Genomic DNA, 20,978 nt, shown 5'->3' on the forward strand with positions numbered 1-20,978 from the left:
GGGGAAAATACTGATTCATAAGGTGAATCGGTAGTTGGGCGTTTTTTGGAATGAGGGGCAAATGGCGAAGGCTGCACCGGAGGGACTGATCACCGCGCTGGACGTGGGCTCGTCCAAGGTCTCGGCGCTGATCGCGCAAAAGGCGGATGACGGTTCGCTGGTGGTGCTCGGCACCGGCCAGCGCGAGAGCCGCGGCGTCAAGCGCGGCTATGTCGCCGACCTGCACGCGACCGAGCTGGCGATCCGCGAAGCGGTGGAGCAGGCCGAGCGCATCGCCGGACAGAATATCGAGGACGTCTGGGTGAGCTTCTCGGCGGGCGGGCTGATCTCCGACATCGTCCGGCTGGAATCCGACCTGGGCGGCCACCGGATCGAGCAGAACGACGTGGACGAGCTGCTCCGCGCCGGCCGCGACGCGATCGATCCCCAGGGCAAGATGGTGCTCCACGCCCAGCCGACCCGCTACACGGTGGACGGCCTCGCCGGCGTGCGGCGTCCGCTCGGGCTCCATGCGGAGCGCCTGGGCGTCGACATCCATGTCGTCGCCACCGATGGCGCGCCGGTGCGCAACCTGGATCACTGCGTCCGCTCGGCACATCTCGAGGTCCGCTCGATCATCGCCGCGCCGGTCGCCACGGGGCTGGCCTGCCTCACCGACGAGGAGCGCGAACTGGGCGTCGCGCTGGTCGAGATCGGTGCGGGCGTGACCAATGTCAGCGTCTTCTCCCAGGGCGTGCTATCCGGCCTCGCCTCGATCCCGATGGGCTCGGCGGACATCACCGACGACATCGCCTCGTCCTTCGGCACCGCGCGCGCCTGGGCGGAGCGGACCAAGTGCTTCCACGGCTCCGCGAACCTGTCCCCGCGCGACAATCACGAGATGATCGACGTGGTGCCGGCGATCCCGGACGACGGCACCGAGGGCCCGCGCATCACCAAGGCGCAGCTGAACGCGATCATCCGCAAGCGGCTGGAGCGGCTGATGGGCGAGATCCAGAAGGAGCTGAAGAAGCTCTCGTTCGAGGATCCCGCCGGCCGGCAGATCGTCCTCACCGGCGGCGGCGCCGAGTTGAAGGGCGTGGCGGACTATGCCCAGCAGTTCCTGGGCAGCGCGGTGCGTGTCGGCCGGCCCAAGGGGCTGGTGGCGCTGCCCGAGGCGCATGCGGGGCCCGCCTTCGCCACTTTGGCGGGGCTGGCGCGCTTCGCCGCGGCCAATCCGATCGACCTGCGCGCGCTCGAGCCGAATCACCAGATGGTGACCAGGGCGAACCCTGGAGCCCTGATCCAGCGGCTGATCGCGGCATTCCGGGCAAATTATTAGAAGAAATGCGTTGGTAACTTCGCGTTCCCTCTAGAGTCGCCCTCTGCGTTCGTGCAGAACGGGGGCCAGATTACGCGCCTGTGACAGCCACCCGGGCGCAGGGAGACCAAGGCGATGAGTATCGATTTCCTTCCGCCCGATGTGGACGAGCTGACCCCGAAGATCACCGTAGTCGGTGTGGGCGGCGCGGGCGGCAACGCGATCGCGAACATGATCCGCGCGGATGTGCAGGGCGTCGACTTCATCGTCGCCAACACCGATGCCCAGGCGCTCAAGCAGTCGAGCGCCGGCCATCGCATCCAGCTCGGCGCCAAGATCACCCAGGGCCTGGGCGCGGGCTCGCGGCCCGAGATCGGCCGCGCCGCCGCCGAGGAGACGATCGACAACGTCCAGAAGGCGCTCGAGGGCGCGCACATGGTGTTCATCGCCGCCGGCATGGGCGGCGGCACGGGCACCGGCGCGGCGCCCGTCATCGCCAAGGCTGCCCGCGACATGGGCATCCTGACGGTGGGCGTGGTCACCCGGCCGTTCGCCTTCGAGGGCAAGCGCCGTGCGGCTTCGGCCGAAGCGGGCATCAACGAACTGCAGAAGTACGTCGATACCCTGATCGTCATCCCGAACCAGAACCTGTTCCTGATCGCCAATGCGAACACGACCTTCAAGGAAGCGTTCGAGATGGCCGACGAGGTGCTGCAGCAGGGCGTGCGCGGCATCACCGATCTGATGGTCATGCCGGGCCTCATCAACCTCGACTTCGCCGACGTCCGCTCGGTGATGCAGGAGATGGGCAAGGCGATGATGGGCACCGGCGAGGCCGAGGGCGACGACCGTGCGCTCATCGCCGCGCAGAAGGCGATCGCCAACCCGCTGCTGGACGGCGTGAGCATGAACGGCGCCAAGGGCGTGATCGTCTCGATCACCGGCGGCGAGGACATGCGCCTGCTCGAAGTCGACGAGGCGGCGAACCATATCCGCGAGCTGGTCGATCCGGACGCGAACATCATCTGGGGTTCGGCCTTCAATCCCGAGCTCGAGGGTAAGATCCGCGTCTCGGTCGTCGCGACCGGCATCGATGCCGATGCGCAGCCGATGGCCGCGCCGCGTGCCGCCGAGCAGCCGCGCGTCTTCTCCTTCTCCACGCCGCGCCGCACTGCGGCCGCCGAGCCGGCGCCGATCCCGGCCGAGCCGGTGGTGGCGGAGGAGGCTCCGCTCGAGCCGCCGGTGCCCGAGGCTTATACGCCGGAAGTGGCCGCCGAGCCGGCGCCGCTCTCGCCGCCGATCCCTCAGGCCTATGAACCCGAACCGCAGCCGGCAGCGCTCGTGCAGGCGAGCTGGGTCGATGACGGCAAGGACAGCGACGAGGACGAGCTGGTGCTCGGGGCCGAGAGCCTGGTGCCCGAAGCGCCGCGTGCGCCCATCGACGAGCCGGCCCCCACGCCGGCCACGCGCCGCCGCTGGCTGACCGGTGGCGACGAGGAAGAGGCTGCGCCCTCGATCCCGGCCGAGAAGCCGGCGAAGAAGAGCGGCGGCACGCTGTTCGAGCGCATGGCGATGGCGTCGCGCGGTGCCTCCAAGTCGGACGATGACGACGACAAGGATCCGCTCGACATTCCGCGCTTCCTGCGCAGCCAGAACAACCAATAGGCCATTCGTCGCCGGCCGGCCTCGCTTCGGCGAGCCGTGCCGGCGCCGTAATCGGCGGTTCAGCGCAACACGGTGCAAGCTGGCGGGAACATGGACCGGATTCGCTTCATCGGTGCTGCGGCACTCGCGCTGGTCGCGGCTCAGGCCGCGCCCGCCCTTGCCCAGACCGAGGTCGTCGCCCAGCCCAACCCCGATGCCGACCGGCTGGCCAATGACATCCGCATGCTCGCCAGCGACCCGCGCGACCTGCGCACGCTGATCGATGCGGGGATGACCAGCGCGCGGCTCGGCGATACCTCCGCCGCGCTTGCCTTTTTCCAGCGTGCGGAGACGCTCAGCCCCGGCGATCCGCGGATTTCGGCGGGCCGTGCCATGGTACTGGTGCGGCTGGAGCGGCCCGGCGAGGCGCTGCGCCTCTTCCAGGCGGCCGAAGCGCGCGGGCTCGATCCGCGCGAATATGCCGGCGATCGCGGCTTCGCCTATGATCTGCTCGGCCAGCCGGGCCTCGCCCAGCGCGATTACAAGCTCGCGCTCTCGGGCAATCGCGACGATGCCGAGACGCTCCGCCGCTATGCCCTCTCGCTCGGCATCACCGGCGACAAGGACGAGGCGATGCGCACGCTCGACCCGCTGCTTCGCCGCAGCGATCGCGCCGCATGGCGGGCGCGGGCCTTCATCCTGGCGATGAACGGCGACACGGCGGGGGCGGAGAAGATCGCTTCCAGCATGATGCCGGGCACCATGGGGCAGGCGCTCACGCCCTTCTTCCGCCGTCTCGCCGATCTGGGGCCGGCCGATCGCGCCTTTGCCGTGCATTTCGGCGAGCTTTCGCCGAGCCAGGCGCGGCTCGCCGACACGCGGCTTGCGCCGGAGCTGCCGCGCTATGTGCCGGCGGTGCGACCGGTGCAATTGGCGGCGGCGCAGCCGGCGGTTGCGCCCGCGCCGGCGCCCAAGGGAAATGACCGCCGCTCGCGCCGGGATCGCGAGCGCGACGAGAAGCTTGCTGCCGTCGCCGCGGTACGGCCGGCCGCAGCACCGGTGCCGCGGCCTGCGCCCGAGGAGAATCTCCCGCCGCCGCCGCGCTTCGTGCCGCCGCCTGCGCCCATCGTGCAGCCGATCCCGGCGCCGAAGCGCGAGGAAGAGCCGGCGGAAGCCGCCGAGCGCCCGGCGGCGGTTCCGGTGCGCCCGGCTCCGACGCCAGCACCCGTGCGCCTCGCTTCGGTCCCCGCGCCGGTTCCGGTGCGTTCGGAGCCGGCACCGGTCCCCGTCACGCTCGCCCGTGCCGAGCCGGTGGTGCAATCGGCGCGTCCGGCTCCGACACCCGCACCCGTGCGCCTCGCCTCGGTCCCCGCGCCCGTGCCGGCGCGTTCCGAGCCGGCGCCGGCCCCCGTCACGCCCGCCCGTGCCGAGCCGGAGGTGCAGCCGGTGCGCCCGGCTCCGAAGCCCGAACCGACTCCGCCGGGCCCGGCCAGGGTGGGACAGGAGGATTCGGTGCTTGCCGCGATCGTCGGCGGCATCACGATTCCCGCCGACGAGCTCGCGGCCGTCACCGCGACGCCGACCGAGCCGGTGGCTGTGCCGGTCCCCGAGCCGGTGCGCGTCGCGGAGGCCAGGCCTGCCGCATTGCCCAAGCCGAAACCGGAACCGGCTGCGGCCAAGGCGAAGCCCGAGCCGGTCATGGCCAAGCCCGACCCGAAAAAGCCGGATCCCAAGGCCAAGCCGACGCCCGAGGAGGTGAGGAAGGGCAAGCCCGATCCCAAGGCGATGGCGAAGAAGCCGGAAGCCAAGAAGCCCGATCCGGCCAAGGCCGATCCCAGCCGTATCTGGGTGCAGGTGGCGGGGGGCGCCAATGAGGATTCGCTTGCCAAGGCCTGGAAGAGCGTGGTCGCGAAAGCTCCGGCGGCGATGAAGGGCAGGAGCGCATGGACGACGCCGCTGCGCGCCACCAACCGCGTGCTGGCCGGCCCGTTCAAGACCAGCGCGGAGGCGCAGGCCTTCGTCAACACGCTGGGCAAGGCGGGTGTCTCCGGCTTCGTCTTCACCAGCGAGGCGGGGCAGAAGGTGGCCAAGCTCGCGCCGTAACCTGGCTGCGTTCGGCGCTGCCATCGCCTCCTTGCGAGGCGTCTTCGATATCGATCGGAAGCAGAAATGCCTGGCCCGGCGTCGAGCCAGCGATTGCGATTCGAATCTCCGGACGTCGAGCCTTGTGATCAGGCGCTGCGACATGAGTAATGATCGTGTTTCACGGGCGGCTGGAAATACTTTGTAACAAATATTGGCTACCCGTTGGAAGTATATGCGGAATAGACTGCCTGAAATAACTAGATGATATCAATAATCAGTCCATTTTGATTGTAATCAATATATCATCGTATTGACTGATGTTAACTGCGTATAGAGAATGATGCGAGTCCATAATAATGTGGTCTCTTCATTTATAGATGTGGATGTCATCATGTCATATATGGGTAATATTGTAAGCTCTTCTGGATCCATTCAGGAACTTAACCTGGATGAAGTCGATCAGGTTTCGGGCGGTCCCCTGCCTCTATTGGCTATTGCCTATGCCGGTATTGCCATCGACGCAGCAGTATTGATCATCGGTAGCGCGTGGGTGGCTGGCGTGCATACCGGATATAATGTCAACAAGAAGCAGTGATGTGACTCTTATGCCTATGAGGAGCATCATCGCGATGATTGTAGCCTTATATGTCATAAGCGTCGCTGCGTTGGCAGTATACGCCTTTTCCTCCGGATACATTGTTGGGCAAGATTTGGCCCAAGCCGAATCGGATAGGATGTAATCATGGAAAACCAGATTATCAGTCTCGACGATGGTGAGATTTCTTCGGTCAGCGGTGGTCCGCTTCCGTTGGTGGCGTTCCTCGTCGCAGGTGGCCTGGGTGTGATCGGTGCATCGATCGCGGCCTTCAATAATGGCTATACGATCGGCAAGGATATCGCTCAGAACGAACGGCGATAGATTTCCTGAGCACCCTGTCGGAATTCAGGGATATCGACATATCGGGAAATCCCGTCTAGAACCATTTGCCGAAAGACACGATTTCCTGTGTTCCGCGTAGAAGCAATAACGCAGCATCGAGATCGACTGTCTGGCGACGTGGCGATCTCGGTGCCCGTCGCGTGGCAGGTCATCGGATATTTCCTCTTCGTAAGCGTCGTCGGTGCGATACTCTTTCTGGCACTTGCCAGTTACTCGCGCGTGGAAACGGTTACCGGCCTGATCGTGCCCGACAGGGGGATCGTGACTATTGTCGCGCCTCGCAACGGGATCGTCATGTCGATTGCCGTAAGGGACGGACACGACATCAGCGCCGGCACCGAGCTGGCGGCCATTCGCGCGGAGGAAGACGGTGCGGACGCGGTTTCCGTCGCCGGCCGGATGGAAGCGGCGGTCGGGCACCAGGACAGCAGCCTCGCAGCGCAGATGGGAGCGGCGCGGCAAGCTGCGGATGCGCAGCTGCGCCAACTCGCGGCGCAACGCTTCGGCTTGTCGCAGGAGATTGCGCAGCTCCAGTCGCAGATTTCCCTGCAGCGTAACCTGATCGTCTCGGCGCAAAGGGATCATGAGCGCACGCGGACGATCGCAGAGCATGGTTTCATCAGCCAGCGGGATCTGCAGGCACGGGAAGAGACGCTCCTCGTTCGGCAGCAGGGCCTGTCGCAACTGGTGCAATCCCTGGCGAGCAAGCGCGCTTCATTGTCCGAAGTCGAGCGCAGCGCTGCCCAGGTCGAAGCCCAGGCGCAGTCGCAGCACGCAAGCCTTGCCGCCAGCCGCGCGGAGGTCGCGCGGCAGGCCGCCAGCATTGCCGGGTCGCGCGCCTACACGCTGCGCGCGCCGGTTGCCGGTCGCGTGACCGCGCTGACGGCGCGGGTGGGGCAACTCGCCAGTGCCTCCGCTTCGTTGATGACGATCGTGCCGTCAAACTCGGTGCTCGATGCGCAGCTGGCGGTGCCGAGTGCCGCGATCGGCTTCATCAAGCCGGGTCAGGAGGTGCGCCTTGCCATCGATGCATTCCCCTATCAGCGGTTCGGGACGCTGAAGGGCAAGGTGCAACGCGTCGCGTCGAGCGCGGTCAGCATGCAGGCTCCCGGCGGTGCGACGATCCCGGTCTATCCGGTCACCGTCGCCCTGGAGCGGGCCGGTGTCCTCGCCTATGGCAAACGCGAGGCGCTCGTTCCCGGCATGACGCTGACCGCGCGGATCGTCACCGAGAAACAGTCCTTTCTGCAATGGCTCTTCGAACCGCTTTTCGCCGTGCAGCGCCGGTGACGCCGTCGATGCTCGACCTTGGCCTTCTGAGCCGTTCGCGCGTGCGCCTGGTGCGCCAGACCGAGATCGCGGAATGCGGCCTCGCCTCGCTGGCGATGATAGCCAATTACCACGGCCTGGACGTCGATCTGGGCACGTTGCGTCGCCGCTTCGCGCCCAGCCTGCGCGGTGCCTCGCTGCGTTCGCTGATCGGCCTGGCGGACAAGATCGGCCTCACGCCGCGCGCAGTGAAGCTGCCGCTGGAGCAGCTCGCCAACCTCCATGTCCCCTGCATCCTGCACTGGGACATGAACCATTATGTGGTGCTGGAGCGGGTGGCCGCGGGCAAGGCCCTTGTCCACAATCCCGACGGCCGCTCGTCATGGCTGTCGATGGCGGAGGTTTCCGGGCATTTCACGGGCGTCGCGCTGGAGTTGCGGCCCGGCGCGAACTTCCAGGCCGGCAGCCAGCGCGAGCGACTGCGACTTCCGCAACTCTGGCGGCGCATGACCGGGATGAAGCGCGCCCTTGCCCAGGTGCTCGTGCTCAGCCTCGTGCTGCAGATCTTCGTGCTGGCCTCGCCCTATTACATGCAGCTGGCGGTCGACAATGTCCTGCCCGCGCTCGACCGGGACCTGCTGGCGGTGCTGGCGCTCGGTTTCGGGCTGTTCACGCTCATCAATGCCGGTGCATCCCTGCTGCGTGCGTTCGTGCTCCTGATCGCCGGCACGACCCTCGGCTACGGACTTGCATCGAACATCGCGCGTCGATTGCTCCGCTTGCCGATCGACTGGTTCGAGAAGCGGCATACCGGCGATATCCTCTCGCGCTTCCAGTCCATCACCCCGATCCAGAACATGCTCACCCAAGGCGCCGTCGCCGCCATCGTCGACGGGCTGATGGCGATCCTGACCCTGGCGCTGATGGTCTGGTACAGCCCGCTGCTCGCCTTCGTCTCGGCCGTGGCGTTCGGCCTTTATGGCGTGGTCCGGCTCGTGTCCTTCTCGTTCGAGCGCGAGGCCCAGGAAGCCGCGATCATCAGCAACGGCAAGGAGCAGACGACCCTTATCGAGACCATTCGCGGGATCACGACGCTACGGCTGTTCGGGCGGGAAGCGCTTCGCCATGCGCTGTGGCAGACGCGCCTTACGGACGCGGTCAACGCCAATGTCCGGGTTGCCCGGATCGCCATCTGGCAATCGACGGCGAACCTGCTGATCTTTGGCATCGAGAATATCGTCACGATCTGGCTTGCCATCGGCTTCGTCGTCGACGGCGCCGGGTTCAGCCTTGGCATGGTGTTCGCCTATATGGCCTACAAGACGCAGTTCATTCAAAAGGCCGCCGGGCTGATCGATCAAGGCATCGCGTTCAAGATGCTCGGCCTGCATCTCGAACGGCTGTCGGACATCGCGCTTTCGAAGGAAGACTGCAGCTTCGGCGCCGGCGCCGATATCGAGACGCCGCTCAAGGGCAATATCGCGCTGCGGGAGGTGTTCTATCGCTACTCGCCTTCCGATCCGGCGGTTCTCGATGGCGTCGATCTGAAGATAGATCAGGGCGAGCACATCGCGATTACCGGCCCTTCGGGCGGCGGCAAATCGACGCTGGTGAAGCTGCTGCTCGGCCTGGTGGAGCCGGACAGCGGCGAGATATTGGTCGATGGGATGCCGCTCTCCCGTTTCGGCTACAAGAGCTTCCACAACCAGGTCGCGGCCGTCCTGCAGGAGGACAGTCTCTTTGCGGGCACGCTTTCGGACAATATCGCGCTGTTCGACGACGGGATCGACATGGAACGCGTAATCGCCTCGGCGATGATGGCGGCGATCCACGAAGACGTCATGCGAATGCCGATGCAGTATGAGACCCTGGTCGGCGACATGGGATCCACGCTTTCGGGCGGGCAGAAGCAGCGTATCCTTCTTGCCAGGGCGCTGTATCGCCAGCCCAGGATATTGATCCTGGACGAAGGCACCGCCCATCTGGACATGGCGCATGAGCAGGCAGTCAATGCGGCAATCGGAGCCATGGGGATCACGCGCATCGTCATCGCCCATCGCAGGGAAACCATCGAAGCGGCGGAACGGGTTCTGCTGATGGCGGGCGGCAAGCTGGTCGATCCGCGTGCGTTGGACGGGGGCGTGCCTTTGTAGGATCGGGGGCAAGGCGCGGGATGACGGGTGTGGCCGGGTTTGATAGGAGCCCAGGCGTGAAAGCGATCTCTCCCTGGGCCTCCATGCCCGAAGCCAGCCGCGGCCGCCTCCATCCCGAGCCCGGCGGCACTGCGCGGGGGCCGCGCGACGCCTTTCAGCGCGATCGCGACCGGATCATCCACTCGATCAGCTTCCGGCGCCTGCGGCACAAGACCCAGGTGTTCATGGCGCCGGATGGCGACCATTTCCGCGTGCGGCTCACCCATAGCCTTGAAGTCGCGCAGATCGGCCGGGCGATCGCGCGCACCCTGGGGCTCAACGAGGACCTGACCGAGGCGCTCTGCCTGGCGCACGACATCGGCCATCCGCCCTTCGGCCATGCCGGCGAGAAGGCGCTGAGCATGGCGCTGGCCGGGCAGGGCGGCTTCGACCATAATGGCAACACGCTGCGCACGCTTACCGCGATCGAGCGCCCCTATCCGGCCTGGGACGGGCTGAACCTAACCTGGGACACGCTGGAGGGGCTCGCGAAGCACAATGGCCCGATCGACCATCCCGAATGGGCGCTGGCCGAGGCGGATGCCGCGTTCCCGCTGGAGCTGGCGAGCTGGCCCTCGCTCGAAGCCCAGGTCGCGGCGATCGCCGACGATATCGCCTATGACAATCACGATATCGATGACGGGCTGCGGGCCGGGCTGCTCCAGCTCGACCAGCTCTTCGAGGTGCCGATGATTGCCGCGGGCTGGCGCGAGGTGGAGGCGAAATTCCCCGGCTGCGAGCGCCGTCGCCTGATAAGCGAGCTGATCCGCGCCCAGATCGGCGCGATGGTCAACGACCTTATCGGCGCCACGCGCGCCCGTGTCGCCGAGAGCGGCGTGGAGACGGTGGCGGACGTCCGTGCGGCGGGCCGGGTGCTCGCGCACTTCTCCGACGGAATGCGCGAAGCCGAACGCGGCCTCAAGCGCTTCATGTATGCCAATCTCTACCACCATCCGAGCCAGCTCGCCGCGGCGGAGGCGGCCGGCACGGTGGTGGCCGGCCTGTTCGACGTCTATCGCGCCGAACCGTCGCTGATGCCCGTGCAGTGGACCGAGGCGCTGCCCGCCGCGGAGCCGGCCCGCGGCCGCCACATCGCCGACTTCATCGCCGGGATGACCGATCGCTACGCCATTGCGCGCTACCGGGAACTGGTCGGTGCGATCGATCTGCCCGAGGGATTCTGACGCGCGAAAGGCCGGAGCGTCGCCGCTCCGGCCCTTGCGATGCCCTGTAAAGGTTCAGCGTGCGGCGATCTGCGCCGGCGCCTTTTCCTTGGGCGCGCGGAACGAGACGCGCGTGTCGTTCACATAGCCTTCGACCCAGCCATTCTTCACGTTCAGGCGGAATTCGCCGCCCTTGCTGGTGCGGCCGGCAAGGACCTGGGCCTTGTCCTTCGTGGTGATCGAATAGGTGTAGGTCACGCCTTCATGAGTGAAGCTGCGCTCGCCGGCGATCGCCGCCGGGGCAGTGAAGGTCAGGGCGGCGGCCGCCGCCGCAAAGAGGAACTTCGACACGATCTTTCTCCTTGATGGATCAGGAGCCAGACCGGCATCCGGTTTGTTCTGTTCTTGCGTCGATTTATGTTGCGATGCAGCAGGAGCGGCAATCGCAAAGGAGATTTGCACCAGTTGCAGGGAATGCACGCGAAGAAAGGACGAAAGGACGACGTCGAACCGCGACTGTGGCAAACTTCTGCGACACTTTGCGCGTAACCCGGACACATAACGGACAGGGGAGTCGCATGTCGGACGCCAGTATCGCGCTCAATCGCTTCGGTCTCGGTGCCAGGCCGGGCGAGGACGCGGGGGCCGATCCCCGCAAATGGCTCGCCGGGCAGATCGCGGGCTTCGATCCGCGCCCACAGATGATCGCGGCACAGGTGCCGAGCGCCCAGGTGGCGCGCGATCTCGCCGATTTCTACGAACGCCAGCGGCAGATTCGCCAGGCCGAGGGCCCGCGCAATCGGCAGCCCCAGCCGCCCGCTGGGCCGGCGGCGCCCGCGCGCGCGCAGCCGCCGATGGCCGAGGGCGGGGCGATGCAGGACATGCAATCCGCCGCGCCGGCGATGCAGGCCGGCATGCAGCCCGCCGCCAGGCCGCTCTATCAGGGCGAGGATGCCGCGATGATGGCGCGGCGCGAGGCACGGCGCCAGCAGCAGCAAGTCTATGTGAGCATGGTCTCCGCCCGCGCGCTGAGCGCGATCGCCACGCCGACGCCCTTCGCCGAACGGCTCGTCCATTTCTGGGCGAACCATTTCGCCGTCTCGGCCGACAAGCTCGAACTGGTCGGGCTGGCGGGCACCATGGAGTTCGAGGCGATCCGCCCCCATGTGATGGGCCGGTTCGGCGACATGCTCAATGCGGTCGAGCGCCATCCGGCGATGCTGCTCTATCTCGATCAAGCGGTGTCGATCGGCCCCAACAGCCCCGCCGGCCAGCTCGCCGCCCGGCGGCAGGCGCGGCAGCGCGCCGGGCTCAACGAGAATCTGGCGCGCGAGATCATGGAACTCCACACGCTCGGCGTGCGCACCGTCTATACCCAGGCGGATGTGACCGAGTTCGCGCGGGCGATGACCGGCTTCACGGTGGCGGGGCTCGGCCGCGGCGCCGGGGCACGCTATGCCGGCACCGCCGATGGCGAGCCCGGAAGCTTCGTCTTCGCCCCGCGGCTGCATGAGCCGGGCACGCGCACCATCCTGGGCAGGCAATGGCGGGACGAAGGCGAGGCGCAGGCGGCGGCGGTGCTCGAGCATCTCGCCACCCATCCGGCGACCGCGAAGCACATCGCGACCAAGCTCGCCCGGCATTTCGCCAGCGACGATCCGCCCGCGCCGCTGGTCGCGCGGCTGGAAAAGGCGTTCCTGAGCTCGGGCGGCGATCTGCCGACCGTCTATCGCGCGCTGATCGCCTCGCCTGAATGCTGGTCCCCCCAGCCGGCCAAGTTCAAATCGCCCTGGGAATGGTCGATCTCGGCGATGCGGGCGCTCGGCACGCAGCAGGTCCAGGCCAATGCCGTCAACGGGCTGCTGGGCCAGCTCGGCCAGCCGACCTGGAAGCCGGGATCGCCGGCGGGCTGGGACGATGTCGCCGGTGCCTGGGCCGGGCCCGATGCGGTGATGCGGCGAGTCGAGGCGGCCGAGCGCATGGCCCAGCGCGCGCGCGACACGATCGATGCGCGGCAGCGCGCCGCCCAGCTCTTCCCCGGCACGCTGAGCAGCGGCACCGCCCAGTCGATCGCCCGCGCCGAAAGTCCGGGCCAGGGCCTGGCCCTGATGCTCGTCTCGCCCGAATTCATGCGGAGGTAAGCCCGATGACCGCACTTTCCCGTCGCAGCTTCGTCGCCCTCGGCGCTTCGGCTGTCTTCGCTTCCACCTTCGGCGCCCGCATGGCCTTCGCTCGCGCGGCGACCGACCGGCGCTTCGTCTTCATCATCCAGCGCGGCGCCGCCGACGGACTGCACACGGTCGCGCCCGTTGGCGATCCCGCCTATGCGAGCCAGCGCGGCCAGCTCGCCGAGGATTTCGCCTCGGCGCCGAAGCTGGACTCGATGTTCGCGCTTCATCCGTCGATGAAGAACATCCACGGGCTCTATGACGCGAAGCAGGCGCTGTTCCTGCACGCCGTTGCCTCCCCCTATCGCGACCGCTCGCATTTCGACGGGCAGAACGTGCTCGAGACCGGCGGGACCTCCGCCTATCAGGTCAAGGACGGCTGGCTGAACCGGCTGCTCACGCTGTTGCCCGCCGACGACAAGGCGATAGCGCTCGCCGCCACGGTGCCGCTGGCGCTGCGCGGGCCGGTGGAAGTGGCGAGCTATGCTCCCTCGGCACTGCCCGATGCCTCGGACGACCTGCTGATGCGCGTCACCCAGATGTATCAGGGCGACGCGCAGCTCCATGGCATCTGGGAACAGGCGACGGCCACCAGGATGCTCACCAGCGATCTCGCATCGGACAATGGCCGCAACGCCGCCGCCACCGGCGATCTGGCCGCCAAGATGCTGTCGGCCGAGAACGGCTCGCGGATCGCGATGATCGAGACCGGCGGCTGGGACACGCATGCCGGCCAGCGCGGCCGGCTGGCGGGGCAGCTCAACGGGCTCGACCAGATGGTCGGCGCGCTGCAGAAAGGGCTGGGTCCGCTGTGGAGCAACACGGTAGTGCTCGTCGCCACCGAATTCGGCCGCACAGTGAAGGTGAACGGCACGCAGGGGACCGATCACGGCACCGGATCGGTCGCAATGCTGATGGGGGGCGCCGTGAACGGGGGCCGGGTGGTCGCCGACTGGCCGGGCCTTGCCGACGCGGCGCTCTACGAGGATCGCGACCTGAAGCCGACCCTGGGGCTCGATGCGGTGATCGGCTCCACGCTCGCCGCGCATTTCGACCTGACTCCGCAGATCGCGGCACGCAAGCTCTTCCCCGAAGTGCAGATGGCGCGGCCGATCCAGGATCTGGTGCGGGCCTGAGCCGTCGGGCCGTTGCGACGGCGGCGCGGGCGCCAACCCGACCTTAACCTTCGGCCCCTAGCATGCGGCCTGTCGCGTGCTGAGGACTGAGAGTGCCGCTGTCGCCCCGATCGCCCGGACCCTTGCGCATCGCGCTCGCCACGCTTGGCAAGTGTGCGCTCGCGCTCACCGTGTTCACGGTCATCTTCGGCGGATGGCAATGGGTCCTGGCGCGCCAGCCCTTGCCCGGCGCATCGAACCGCCAGGGCGCATGCGTGCTGTGGTTCGTCGGCAGCTCGACGATGAGCCGCTGGTCCTCGCTCCAGGACGATCTCAAGCCCTGGATCGCGCAGAATCGCGGCATGGGCGGCGCCACGATGGCGGAGATCAACCTCCACATCGCGAACGACCAGGCGAAACGCGCGCCCCAGGCGATCGTCTATTATGCCGGCGACAACGATCTCGCCTTTGGCCGCTCGGTGGACGAGACGGTGGGGGATCTGCGCGAGTTCCTTGCCATCAAGTCCCGCCTGTTCGGCCAGACACCGGTCTTCGTCATCTCGCTGAAGCCCAGCCCCATGCGCTGGGATCAGCGCGCCCAGCAGGACCGGTACAACATGGCCGCCCGGTCGATTGCCGGGCAGCGGCCGGACGTCACTTATGTCGACATCGTGCCCTTGCTGCTCGAACAGGGGCGGCCGGGGCCCTTCTACAGCGAGGACGGCCTGCACCTGAACGACCAAGGCTATCGGCGCTGGACGATCGCGCTGCGCCGCGCGCTGGACGAGAACCTGCCGCGCACCGTCCTGCAACGATGCCATGGGGACGTTTCGTAGACCCGGATGCTCGTTGCTGGCCGGCAACGAAGGTTACGACAGTATTCATATCGTTTCGTTGCTGCAAGGAACGGCTGATTAAGCAATTTGATCTAGCCAATTCCCAGTCGACTGCATCCGCAGTTGCGCCGGGGGGCGAGTTTGCGAAGCGAGCGGATTGCCGGCCTGGACAATTGGCGCGCGCTGCTGATGCTGGCGGGAATATTCCTGCATGCCACCACCGTGCAGGAGATCGATCGGCCGGTGTTCGTGCTGATCGCCAAGACATCCTCCAATTTCCGCATGGGCACCTTCTTCGCGGTCGCCGGGCTGCTCAGCCTGTTCGCGATCCGCAAGCACGGCGCCGATCCCTGGCTGGCGCGCCGGAGCTTCCAGATCGGCATTCCCATGGGCTTCGGACTGTTCCTGCTTGCCCCGCTGATGAGCGCCTGCGCCAGCTGGCATGCGTTCGGCACGATGATGCCGGCGCTGCCGGAACTCGGCTGGTGGCATTTCTGGTTCCTCGTCGATCTGCTCGCCTTTGCGCCGATCACCTTCTGGCTCTTTCGCGCCGACCAGAGGCACGCGATCTTCGCCCGGATCGATCGACGAGTGGAGCGCGATCGCCCCTCGGTGACGTTGATCGTCCTGGCCGTGGGCGTGGTGGCGACCATCGGCGTGCTGCTCGTCGCGCGGCTGGCACGCGCCGCGGGGGCGCTGGCCGAGCCGGTCTGGGCGGTCCACCAGATACTGGGCTATGCGCCGCTCTATGCATTCGGCGTGATCCTGGCCGGCTCGCCCGCGCTGTTCCGCCATGTGACCGCGCGTACCGGGCCCGCTTTCACCGTGCTGGCGATGGTGTTCGCGCTCTGCCTGGCCTCGCGGCTGCTGCCTGGGGGCGGGAAGGGGCTTTTCGACGGTCCGGCCAGCCCGCTCAACGTGGTGACATCCTGCCTCTGCCCCCCGGCGGTCACCGTGCTGATCCTGCGTTCGGCGGTCGCGATGGGCGCGACGCCGCCGCTGTTCCGGCGGATATCGGACGCGGCCTTCACCATCTACATGGTGCATTTCCCGATCATCCTGGCGCTCGACCTGCTGCTCGATCCGCTGCGGCTCGATCCCTATGTCTCCTATCTGCTGCTCGTGGGATTGTCGGGCTGGCTCTCCTATCTGGTGCATCGCCTGATCGTCCGGCGCTTCCCCTTCGCCGCGATGCTGCTCAACGGGGTCAGCCCGGCAAGGCCGCGCGCGACCGCCACCGAATAGGGCCGCTGTTCCGAATGCCCCGAACAGCATCTTGTGCAACTTACATACGTTCTTGATTGCATGTAAATGTGCGCCTAGGCTGCCCTTACCGGCGGAGACCGGCGATCGGGGAGGACCAGTTGCGCATCCAGGCCATGGGCCGGTGCGCCATGCGCAAGCCAGTTTCCCGCCTGCCTCTCCGTGCGGACGAGCCGCGCGATCGACGCTGCTCGAAGGAAAAGAACGACAAGCGCAAGGAGAGGCAGATGACGAGACTATCCCGAGCGATATGTACCATGCTGGTTTCCGCCACGGCGCTCGCCGCCGCCCTGCCGGCGTCCGCGCAATCGGTCCCCAACGCGCCGACCGGCCCGGTGGAGACGCAATATTACGCCAATGGCAGCTACGCGACGACCACGACGCGCTCCGCCGCGGCCTGCGATTCCAAGGGTAACCAGTGCGATGTCTTCTATCCGTCGAACATCGCGTCGCTGAACGCCCGCCTGCCGCTGGTGGTCTGGGCCAATGGCACCGGCTCCACGCCGGACAATTACACCAACTGGCTGAAGCACCTGGCCAGCTGGGGTTTCGTCGTGGTCGCGACGCGGGACCAGCAGACGGGCTATGGCAATACCGTGCTGGATTCGCTGGCCTATATGCGGGCCGAGGAAGCGAACCCGTCCAGTCCCTTCTATCATCGCATCGATTTCGCGCATGTCGGCGCGGCCGGCCATTCGCAGGGGGCATCGGGCGCCGCCAATGCGATGTTCCACTCGAGCGGCGTGATCACCACGACGGTGACGTTCGAGCTGCCGAACCAGAATTGGTGCAATCCGGCGGACAATTGCCTGCTCACGCCGACACTGACCGGCGGCTCGGGGTCGATCTTCTATGTGAGCGGCACGGCGGACAGCCTGATCGCGCCCGATACGCAGAGCGGCGGCACCCAGCTCAATTCGCAAACGGCCTATTACAACGCCACGCCGGGGACGATGCTCAAGGCCAAGGGCCTGCTGAAGGGCGCGAACCACAACGACATCACGGGCACCCCGGGATGCGGCGTGCTCGGCTTCCTCAAGGCCTGCGCCAACGGCGTCTACGGCTATATGGGCTTCCCGACCGCCTGGCTCGCCTGGCAGTTGAAGGGCGATGCGGTCGCGGGGGCCGCGTTCAAGAGCGGCACCGGCGAGTTCTTCACCGCGAATGCCTGGACGGGGCGCGTCTCGAACATTCCCTGAGCTTCCGGTCCTGAACTTCTGGTCGCGCGCCGCGGTCCGGGCGGCGCGCGGCCAACCCCTTGTCGATGGAAGGCAGTAACATGGTTCGTACCTGCTGCATCGCCGCGATTCTGGTCGTGGCGGTGGCGGTTGCCGGGTTTTTCGCCTGGCCGCGCAGCGCGCCGGTCGCGGCCGATGCCGGCACGGTCGCGGTGCGGCTGGCCGAAGCTGCGCCCACTCCGGTGCCAGTGCCCGTGGCGGAACCCGTCGCGCCGGCGCCGCAGCCGCGATCGGCGGCGGAAACCGCGATCCTCGCATCGATGGAGGACCCGCGGGCCGAACTGCGCGACGTCGTTGTCCGGCGGGACGCGCCGCAGATCGCCTGTGGCGAGAAGCGGACCGCGCGGGATCCCGTGTTCCGCCGCTTCGTATGGCTCGGGCATTTGAAGATGCTCGCGACCGACGACGGGACGAAGGATTTCGGCAACATCGCCGCGGTCTGCCGGGAAGGGCAGCCGGTTCCCTGATCCGTCAGCCCTTCGGCAACGCGACCGGGCGCCCCCGCGAGTCGATGACGCCCGCGCTCGTCGCGCCGTCGATCAGCAGACGCAGGAAATCGATCGAGCGCCGCATCTCCGCGGGATTCGGCGCAAGGACCTGCGCGATCGACAGCCCGCGCACGGCCCAGACGAACAGGCGGATGCCGGCGAGCACGTCGCCATCCTCTCCGCTGCCGAACTGCTGCTTGATGGTTTCGAGCGACATCTGCTCCACCTTCGCCTGCATCGGCGTGACCAGCTCGGCCAGCTCGGGATCGCTGCGCGATGCCTGGAGTATCTCGAGCACGGCGAGGCCGGAGGGCCTGCTCAGCACTTCCCAGAGCATTTCAGGCCAGTCGGAGAGGCGCGCGCCGCGGCCGGTGTCCGCCGCGATCCGTTCATAGGCGCGCTTCTCGCGCTCGTAGACGGTCCCGATCACATCGGCCATCAACTGGACGCGCGTGCCGAAATGATGGTGCAGCGCGCCGCGAGTCACGCCGGCCTCCTCCGCGATCGCCTCGGTCGAGGTGCCGCTATAGCCCTTGCGGTAGAGCAGTCCGATCGCGGCATCGAGCAGCGCCTCCCGCGTTTCCGCGGTCCGCTCCGCCTGTGTCCGACGCTTGCTGCCCGAAGCTGCTGCCGCCACCTTGTCCCATGTCCTTCCCGATCGCCGGTTCCGGCAACGCAGCCCATTTGGCGGGTCGCGGCAAGGTCCGTCAACACGCGCCGCCCCGCGGAGCGCGAGAATGGCGAAGTTCGGCCGGGGGCTGTGCAGTTTCGGCCGCATCCGCTAAGGCGCGCGCTTCCGCAACCACTGGAACCGTGAATGACGCTCTACGCACGCTTCGCCGCGCATCTGAACCTCGCTCTGGATGCGCTCGTCCTCGCCGGTGATCTGCCTGCGGGGCTGGAGCGACGTGCGGTCACCGTCGAGCCGCCGCGCGACGCCTCGCATGGAGACCTGGCCACCAATGCCGCGATGGTCCTCGCCAAGCCGGCGGGCACCAACCCGCGCGCGCTCGCCGAGAAGATCGGCGCGGAGCTGGAGAAGCTGGAGGAAGTCGCCTCGGTCTCGATCGCGGGCCCCGGCTTCATCAACCTGACGCTCACCGACGCGACCTGGCGCGGCGAGCTGATGGCGATCCTCGATGCCGGCGACGATTATGGCCGCTCCACCATGGGCGCGGGCACGACCGTCAACGTCGAATATGTCTCGGCCAACCCGACCGGCCCGATGCACATGGGCCATTGCCGCGGCGCGGTGGTGGGCGATGCGCTCGCTTCCCTGCTCGAATTCGCCGGGCACAAGGTGATCCGGGAATATTATGTCAACGATGCGGGCGGCCAGGTCGACGTGCTCGCCCGCTCGGCGCATCTCCGGTATCGGGAAGCGCTGGGCGAGGATGTGGGCGAGATCCCCGAAGGCCTTTATCCGGGCGAGTATCTGAAGCCGGTCGGCGCGAAGCTCGCGGCGGAGTTCGGTGACAAATATGTCGGCGCGCCGGAGAGCGAATGGCTCGTGCTCTTCCGCAAGACCGCCGTCGCTGCGATGATGGACATGATCCGTGCCGACCTGGCGCTGCTCGGCATCCATCACGACCTGTTCTCGTCCGAGGCCGAGTTGCAGGCCGCGGGCAAGCCGGAACAGGCCGAGGCGTGGCTGCGCGAGCGCGGCTTCGTCTATGACGGCGTGCTCGAAGCGCCCAAGGGCGAGACGCCTGAGGATTGGGAGCCGGTCGAGCTGCCGCTGTTCCGCTCGACGCAATTCGGGGATGACCAGGACCGGCCGATCAAGAAGTCGAACGGTGCCTGGACCTATTTCGGCGCCGATCTCGCCTATCACTTCCAGAAGGCCCAGTCGGCCGACGCGCTGATCGACATCTGGGGCGCCGATCACGCCGGCACGGTGAAGCGCATCGTCGCCGCGGTGCAGGCGCTCACGGGCGGCGAGACCAAGTTCGACGTGAAGCTGGTCCAGATGGTCCGCCTGCTGCGCGATGGCGAGCCGGTGAAGATGTCGAAGCGCGCGGGCAATTTCGTGACGCTCGCCGATGTGGTGGGCGAGGTCGGCAAGGACGTCGTCCGCTTCACCATGCTGACCCGCAAGGCGGACGCCCAGATGGACTTCGATTTCGCCAAGGTGGTCGAGGCGTCGAAGGACAATCCGGTCTTCTACGTCCAATATGCGCATGCCCGGGTCGCTTCGCTCCAGCGGCGTACCGCGGAGGCCGGGATCGCCTGTGCCGATGTGGATCTGTCTCTGCTTGATACACAGGAGCTCCGGCTGGTTAAGGCCGCCGCGCAGTTCCCGCGGATCGTCGAGGCCGCAGCATCGGCGCGCGAGCCGCATAGAATTGCCTTCTATCTCTATGACTTGGCGGCAGAGCTCCATAGTCTGTGGAATCTCGGCAAGGACGATGCGAGCCGCCGGTTCCTGATTCCCGATCAGGCGGCATTGACGTGTGCGCGGCTTTATCTGGCGCGTTCGATTGGGCAGATTGTGCGTAACGGCCTCCGCATCATGGGCGTCGAGGCTGTCCAGGAGATGTAAGGAATGAACATGCGTGGGGGGGAGGCCGGATTCGGCGACGACGATCGCCTTCCCTGGCTGGAGACGGTGGAGGAGGATTATCGCGAGGGGCCGTCCTTCGGTCGCCTGTTGCTGCTCGTCATCCTGCTCCTCGCCGTGCTCGGCGCGGGGGCGTTCGGCTATTATTGGTACCAGAAGCAGAAGAGCCTGGTCGGCAATGGCGAGCTGATCGCCGCGCCCGAGGGCGACTACAAGGTCAAGCCCGACGAGCCCGGCGGCATGAAGGTGGATGGGGAGGGGGACACCGTCTTCGCCACCAGCCAGGGCGACAGCGGCAATTCGAGCATCGACACCAGCGCGCTTCCCGAGGCGCCGGTGGACGGCAAGAAGGTGACGGAAAAGGCGCCGTCGCTGACCGGCGAGAAGAATGCCAAGGTCGCGATCCCCGCGAGCGCGGCAGCCGCCAAGACCGAAGCGCATCCCAGGCGCGTGCCGGTGATTGCGCCGCAGACCGGCGGCGCGGGCGCGCTGATCCAGCTCGGCGCCTTTCCGGACGAAGGCGGCGCCAATGCCGCCTGGGCGCGCCTTTCGAAGCGCTTTTCCTATCTGGCGCCGCTGGGCAAGTCGGTCGAGCGCGGCGAGAAGGACGGCAAGTCGGTGTTCCGCCTGCGCGTGAACGCCGGCTCGAACGGCCAGGCGAAGGAGCTCTGCGGCAAGCTCAAGGTGGCGGGCGAGAGCTGCTACGTGGCGAATTGA

General features: G+C 67.1%; 18 protein-coding genes. 16 read left to right on the forward strand and 2 right to left on the reverse strand.

Annotated features, from left to right (window positions below):
* The first annotated feature begins 61 nt into the window (after window positions 1-61).
* From ftsA to CAP40_RS15165, 8 genes are all read left to right on the forward strand, one after another.
* A complete protein-coding gene (gene ftsA, locus CAP40_RS15140; protein ID WP_086130365.1) occupies window positions 62-1,321 on the forward strand; it encodes a cell division protein FtsA in 1,260 nt (419 codons plus the stop codon).
* A gap of 114 nt (window positions 1,322-1,435) precedes the next feature.
* Window positions 1,436-2,965: a cell division protein FtsZ gene (ftsZ, locus tag CAP40_RS15145; protein ID WP_086130366.1), complete on the forward strand. Its 1,530-nt coding sequence runs from the start codon at window positions 1,436-1,438 to the stop codon at window positions 2,963-2,965.
* Window positions 2,966-3,055: 90 nt separating this feature from the next.
* Window positions 3,056-5,047, forward strand: a complete 1,992-nt coding sequence (locus CAP40_RS15150) for an SPOR domain-containing protein (protein ID WP_086130367.1) — start codon at window positions 3,056-3,058, stop codon at window positions 5,045-5,047.
* A 319-nt stretch (window positions 5,048-5,366) separates the two neighbouring features.
* The gene (locus CAP40_RS20210) at window positions 5,367-5,624 is read left to right on the forward strand and encodes a hypothetical protein (RefSeq protein ID WP_179188223.1); all 258 of its coding nucleotides are present in this window, start codon (window positions 5,367-5,369) and stop codon (window positions 5,622-5,624) included.
* A 147-nt stretch (window positions 5,625-5,771) separates the two neighbouring features.
* The gene (locus CAP40_RS20495; RefSeq protein WP_179188225.1) at window positions 5,772-5,948 is read left to right on the forward strand and encodes a hypothetical protein; all 177 of its coding nucleotides are present in this window, start codon (window positions 5,772-5,774) and stop codon (window positions 5,946-5,948) included.
* A 138-nt stretch (window positions 5,949-6,086) separates the two neighbouring features.
* On the forward strand, window positions 6,087-7,259 hold the full coding sequence (locus tag CAP40_RS15155; RefSeq protein ID WP_256924245.1) for an HlyD family efflux transporter periplasmic adaptor subunit: 1,173 nt from the start codon (window positions 6,087-6,089) through the stop codon (window positions 7,257-7,259).
* Window positions 7,220-9,391, forward strand: coding sequence for a peptidase domain-containing ABC transporter (locus CAP40_RS15160; RefSeq protein WP_256924246.1), 2,172 nt, complete (start codon window positions 7,220-7,222; stop codon window positions 9,389-9,391). Before CAP40_RS15155 ends, CAP40_RS15160 begins: the two co-directional genes overlap by 40 nt.
* A gap of 56 nt (window positions 9,392-9,447) precedes the next feature.
* Window positions 9,448-10,614 carry a deoxyguanosinetriphosphate triphosphohydrolase gene (locus CAP40_RS15165; protein WP_086130369.1) on the forward strand — a complete coding sequence of 389 codons (1,167 nt, stop codon included), beginning with the start codon at window positions 9,448-9,450 and terminating at the stop codon, window positions 10,612-10,614.
* A 54-nt stretch (window positions 10,615-10,668) separates the two neighbouring features.
* On the opposite strand, the gene CAP40_RS15170 is transcribed toward CAP40_RS15165, so the two are convergent.
* On the reverse strand, window positions 10,669-10,944 hold the full coding sequence (locus CAP40_RS15170; protein ID WP_086130370.1) for a hypothetical protein: 276 nt from the start codon (window positions 10,942-10,944) through the stop codon (window positions 10,669-10,671).
* Between the two features lie 227 nt (window positions 10,945-11,171).
* On the opposite strand from CAP40_RS15170, the gene CAP40_RS15175 reads away from it, so the two are divergent.
* From CAP40_RS15175 to CAP40_RS15200, 6 genes are all read left to right on the forward strand, one after another.
* Entirely contained in the window at window positions 11,172-12,734 is a 1,563-nt protein-coding gene (locus tag CAP40_RS15175) for a DUF1800 family protein (protein ID WP_086130371.1), read from the forward strand.
* 5 nt (window positions 12,735-12,739) lie between these two features.
* Window positions 12,740-13,897 carry a DUF1501 domain-containing protein gene (locus CAP40_RS15180; protein WP_086130372.1) on the forward strand — a complete coding sequence of 386 codons (1,158 nt, stop codon included), beginning with the start codon at window positions 12,740-12,742 and terminating at the stop codon, window positions 13,895-13,897.
* A 122-nt stretch (window positions 13,898-14,019) separates the two neighbouring features.
* Window positions 14,020-14,712 carry a GDSL-type esterase/lipase family protein gene (locus CAP40_RS15185; protein ID WP_179188227.1) on the forward strand — a complete coding sequence of 231 codons (693 nt, stop codon included), beginning with the start codon at window positions 14,020-14,022 and terminating at the stop codon, window positions 14,710-14,712.
* 141 nt (window positions 14,713-14,853) lie between these two features.
* Complete coding sequence (locus tag CAP40_RS15190) at window positions 14,854-15,957, forward strand: acyltransferase family protein (RefSeq protein ID WP_086130374.1); 1,104 nt, start codon at window positions 14,854-14,856, stop codon at window positions 15,955-15,957.
* 245 nt (window positions 15,958-16,202) lie between these two features.
* Window positions 16,203-17,174 carry a hypothetical protein gene (locus CAP40_RS15195; RefSeq protein WP_144034384.1) on the forward strand — a complete coding sequence of 324 codons (972 nt, stop codon included), beginning with the start codon at window positions 16,203-16,205 and terminating at the stop codon, window positions 17,172-17,174.
* An 80-nt stretch (window positions 17,175-17,254) separates the two neighbouring features.
* Window positions 17,255-17,680: a hypothetical protein gene (locus CAP40_RS15200; protein WP_086130376.1), complete on the forward strand. Its 426-nt coding sequence runs from the start codon at window positions 17,255-17,257 to the stop codon at window positions 17,678-17,680.
* A 4-nt stretch (window positions 17,681-17,684) separates the two neighbouring features.
* On the opposite strand, the gene CAP40_RS15205 is transcribed toward CAP40_RS15200, so the two are convergent.
* Window positions 17,685-18,338 carry a TetR/AcrR family transcriptional regulator gene (locus tag CAP40_RS15205; RefSeq protein WP_179188229.1) on the reverse strand — a complete coding sequence of 218 codons (654 nt, stop codon included), beginning with the start codon at window positions 18,336-18,338 and terminating at the stop codon, window positions 17,685-17,687.
* Window positions 18,339-18,518: 180 nt separating this feature from the next.
* Between CAP40_RS15205 and argS the strand changes: the two genes are divergently transcribed.
* Both argS and CAP40_RS15215 read left to right on the forward strand, forming a co-directional pair.
* A complete protein-coding gene (argS, locus tag CAP40_RS15210; protein ID WP_086130378.1) occupies window positions 18,519-20,243 on the forward strand; it encodes an arginine--tRNA ligase in 1,725 nt (574 codons plus the stop codon).
* Window positions 20,244-20,252: 9 nt separating this feature from the next.
* The gene (locus CAP40_RS15215) at window positions 20,253-20,978 is read left to right on the forward strand and encodes an SPOR domain-containing protein (RefSeq protein WP_256924248.1); all 726 of its coding nucleotides are present in this window, start codon (window positions 20,253-20,255) and stop codon (window positions 20,976-20,978) included.

Source organism: Sphingomonas sp. IBVSS2 (assembly GCF_002127225.1).
In the GTDB taxonomy this organism is placed as follows: Bacteria; Pseudomonadota; Alphaproteobacteria; order Sphingomonadales; family Sphingomonadaceae; genus Sphingomonas.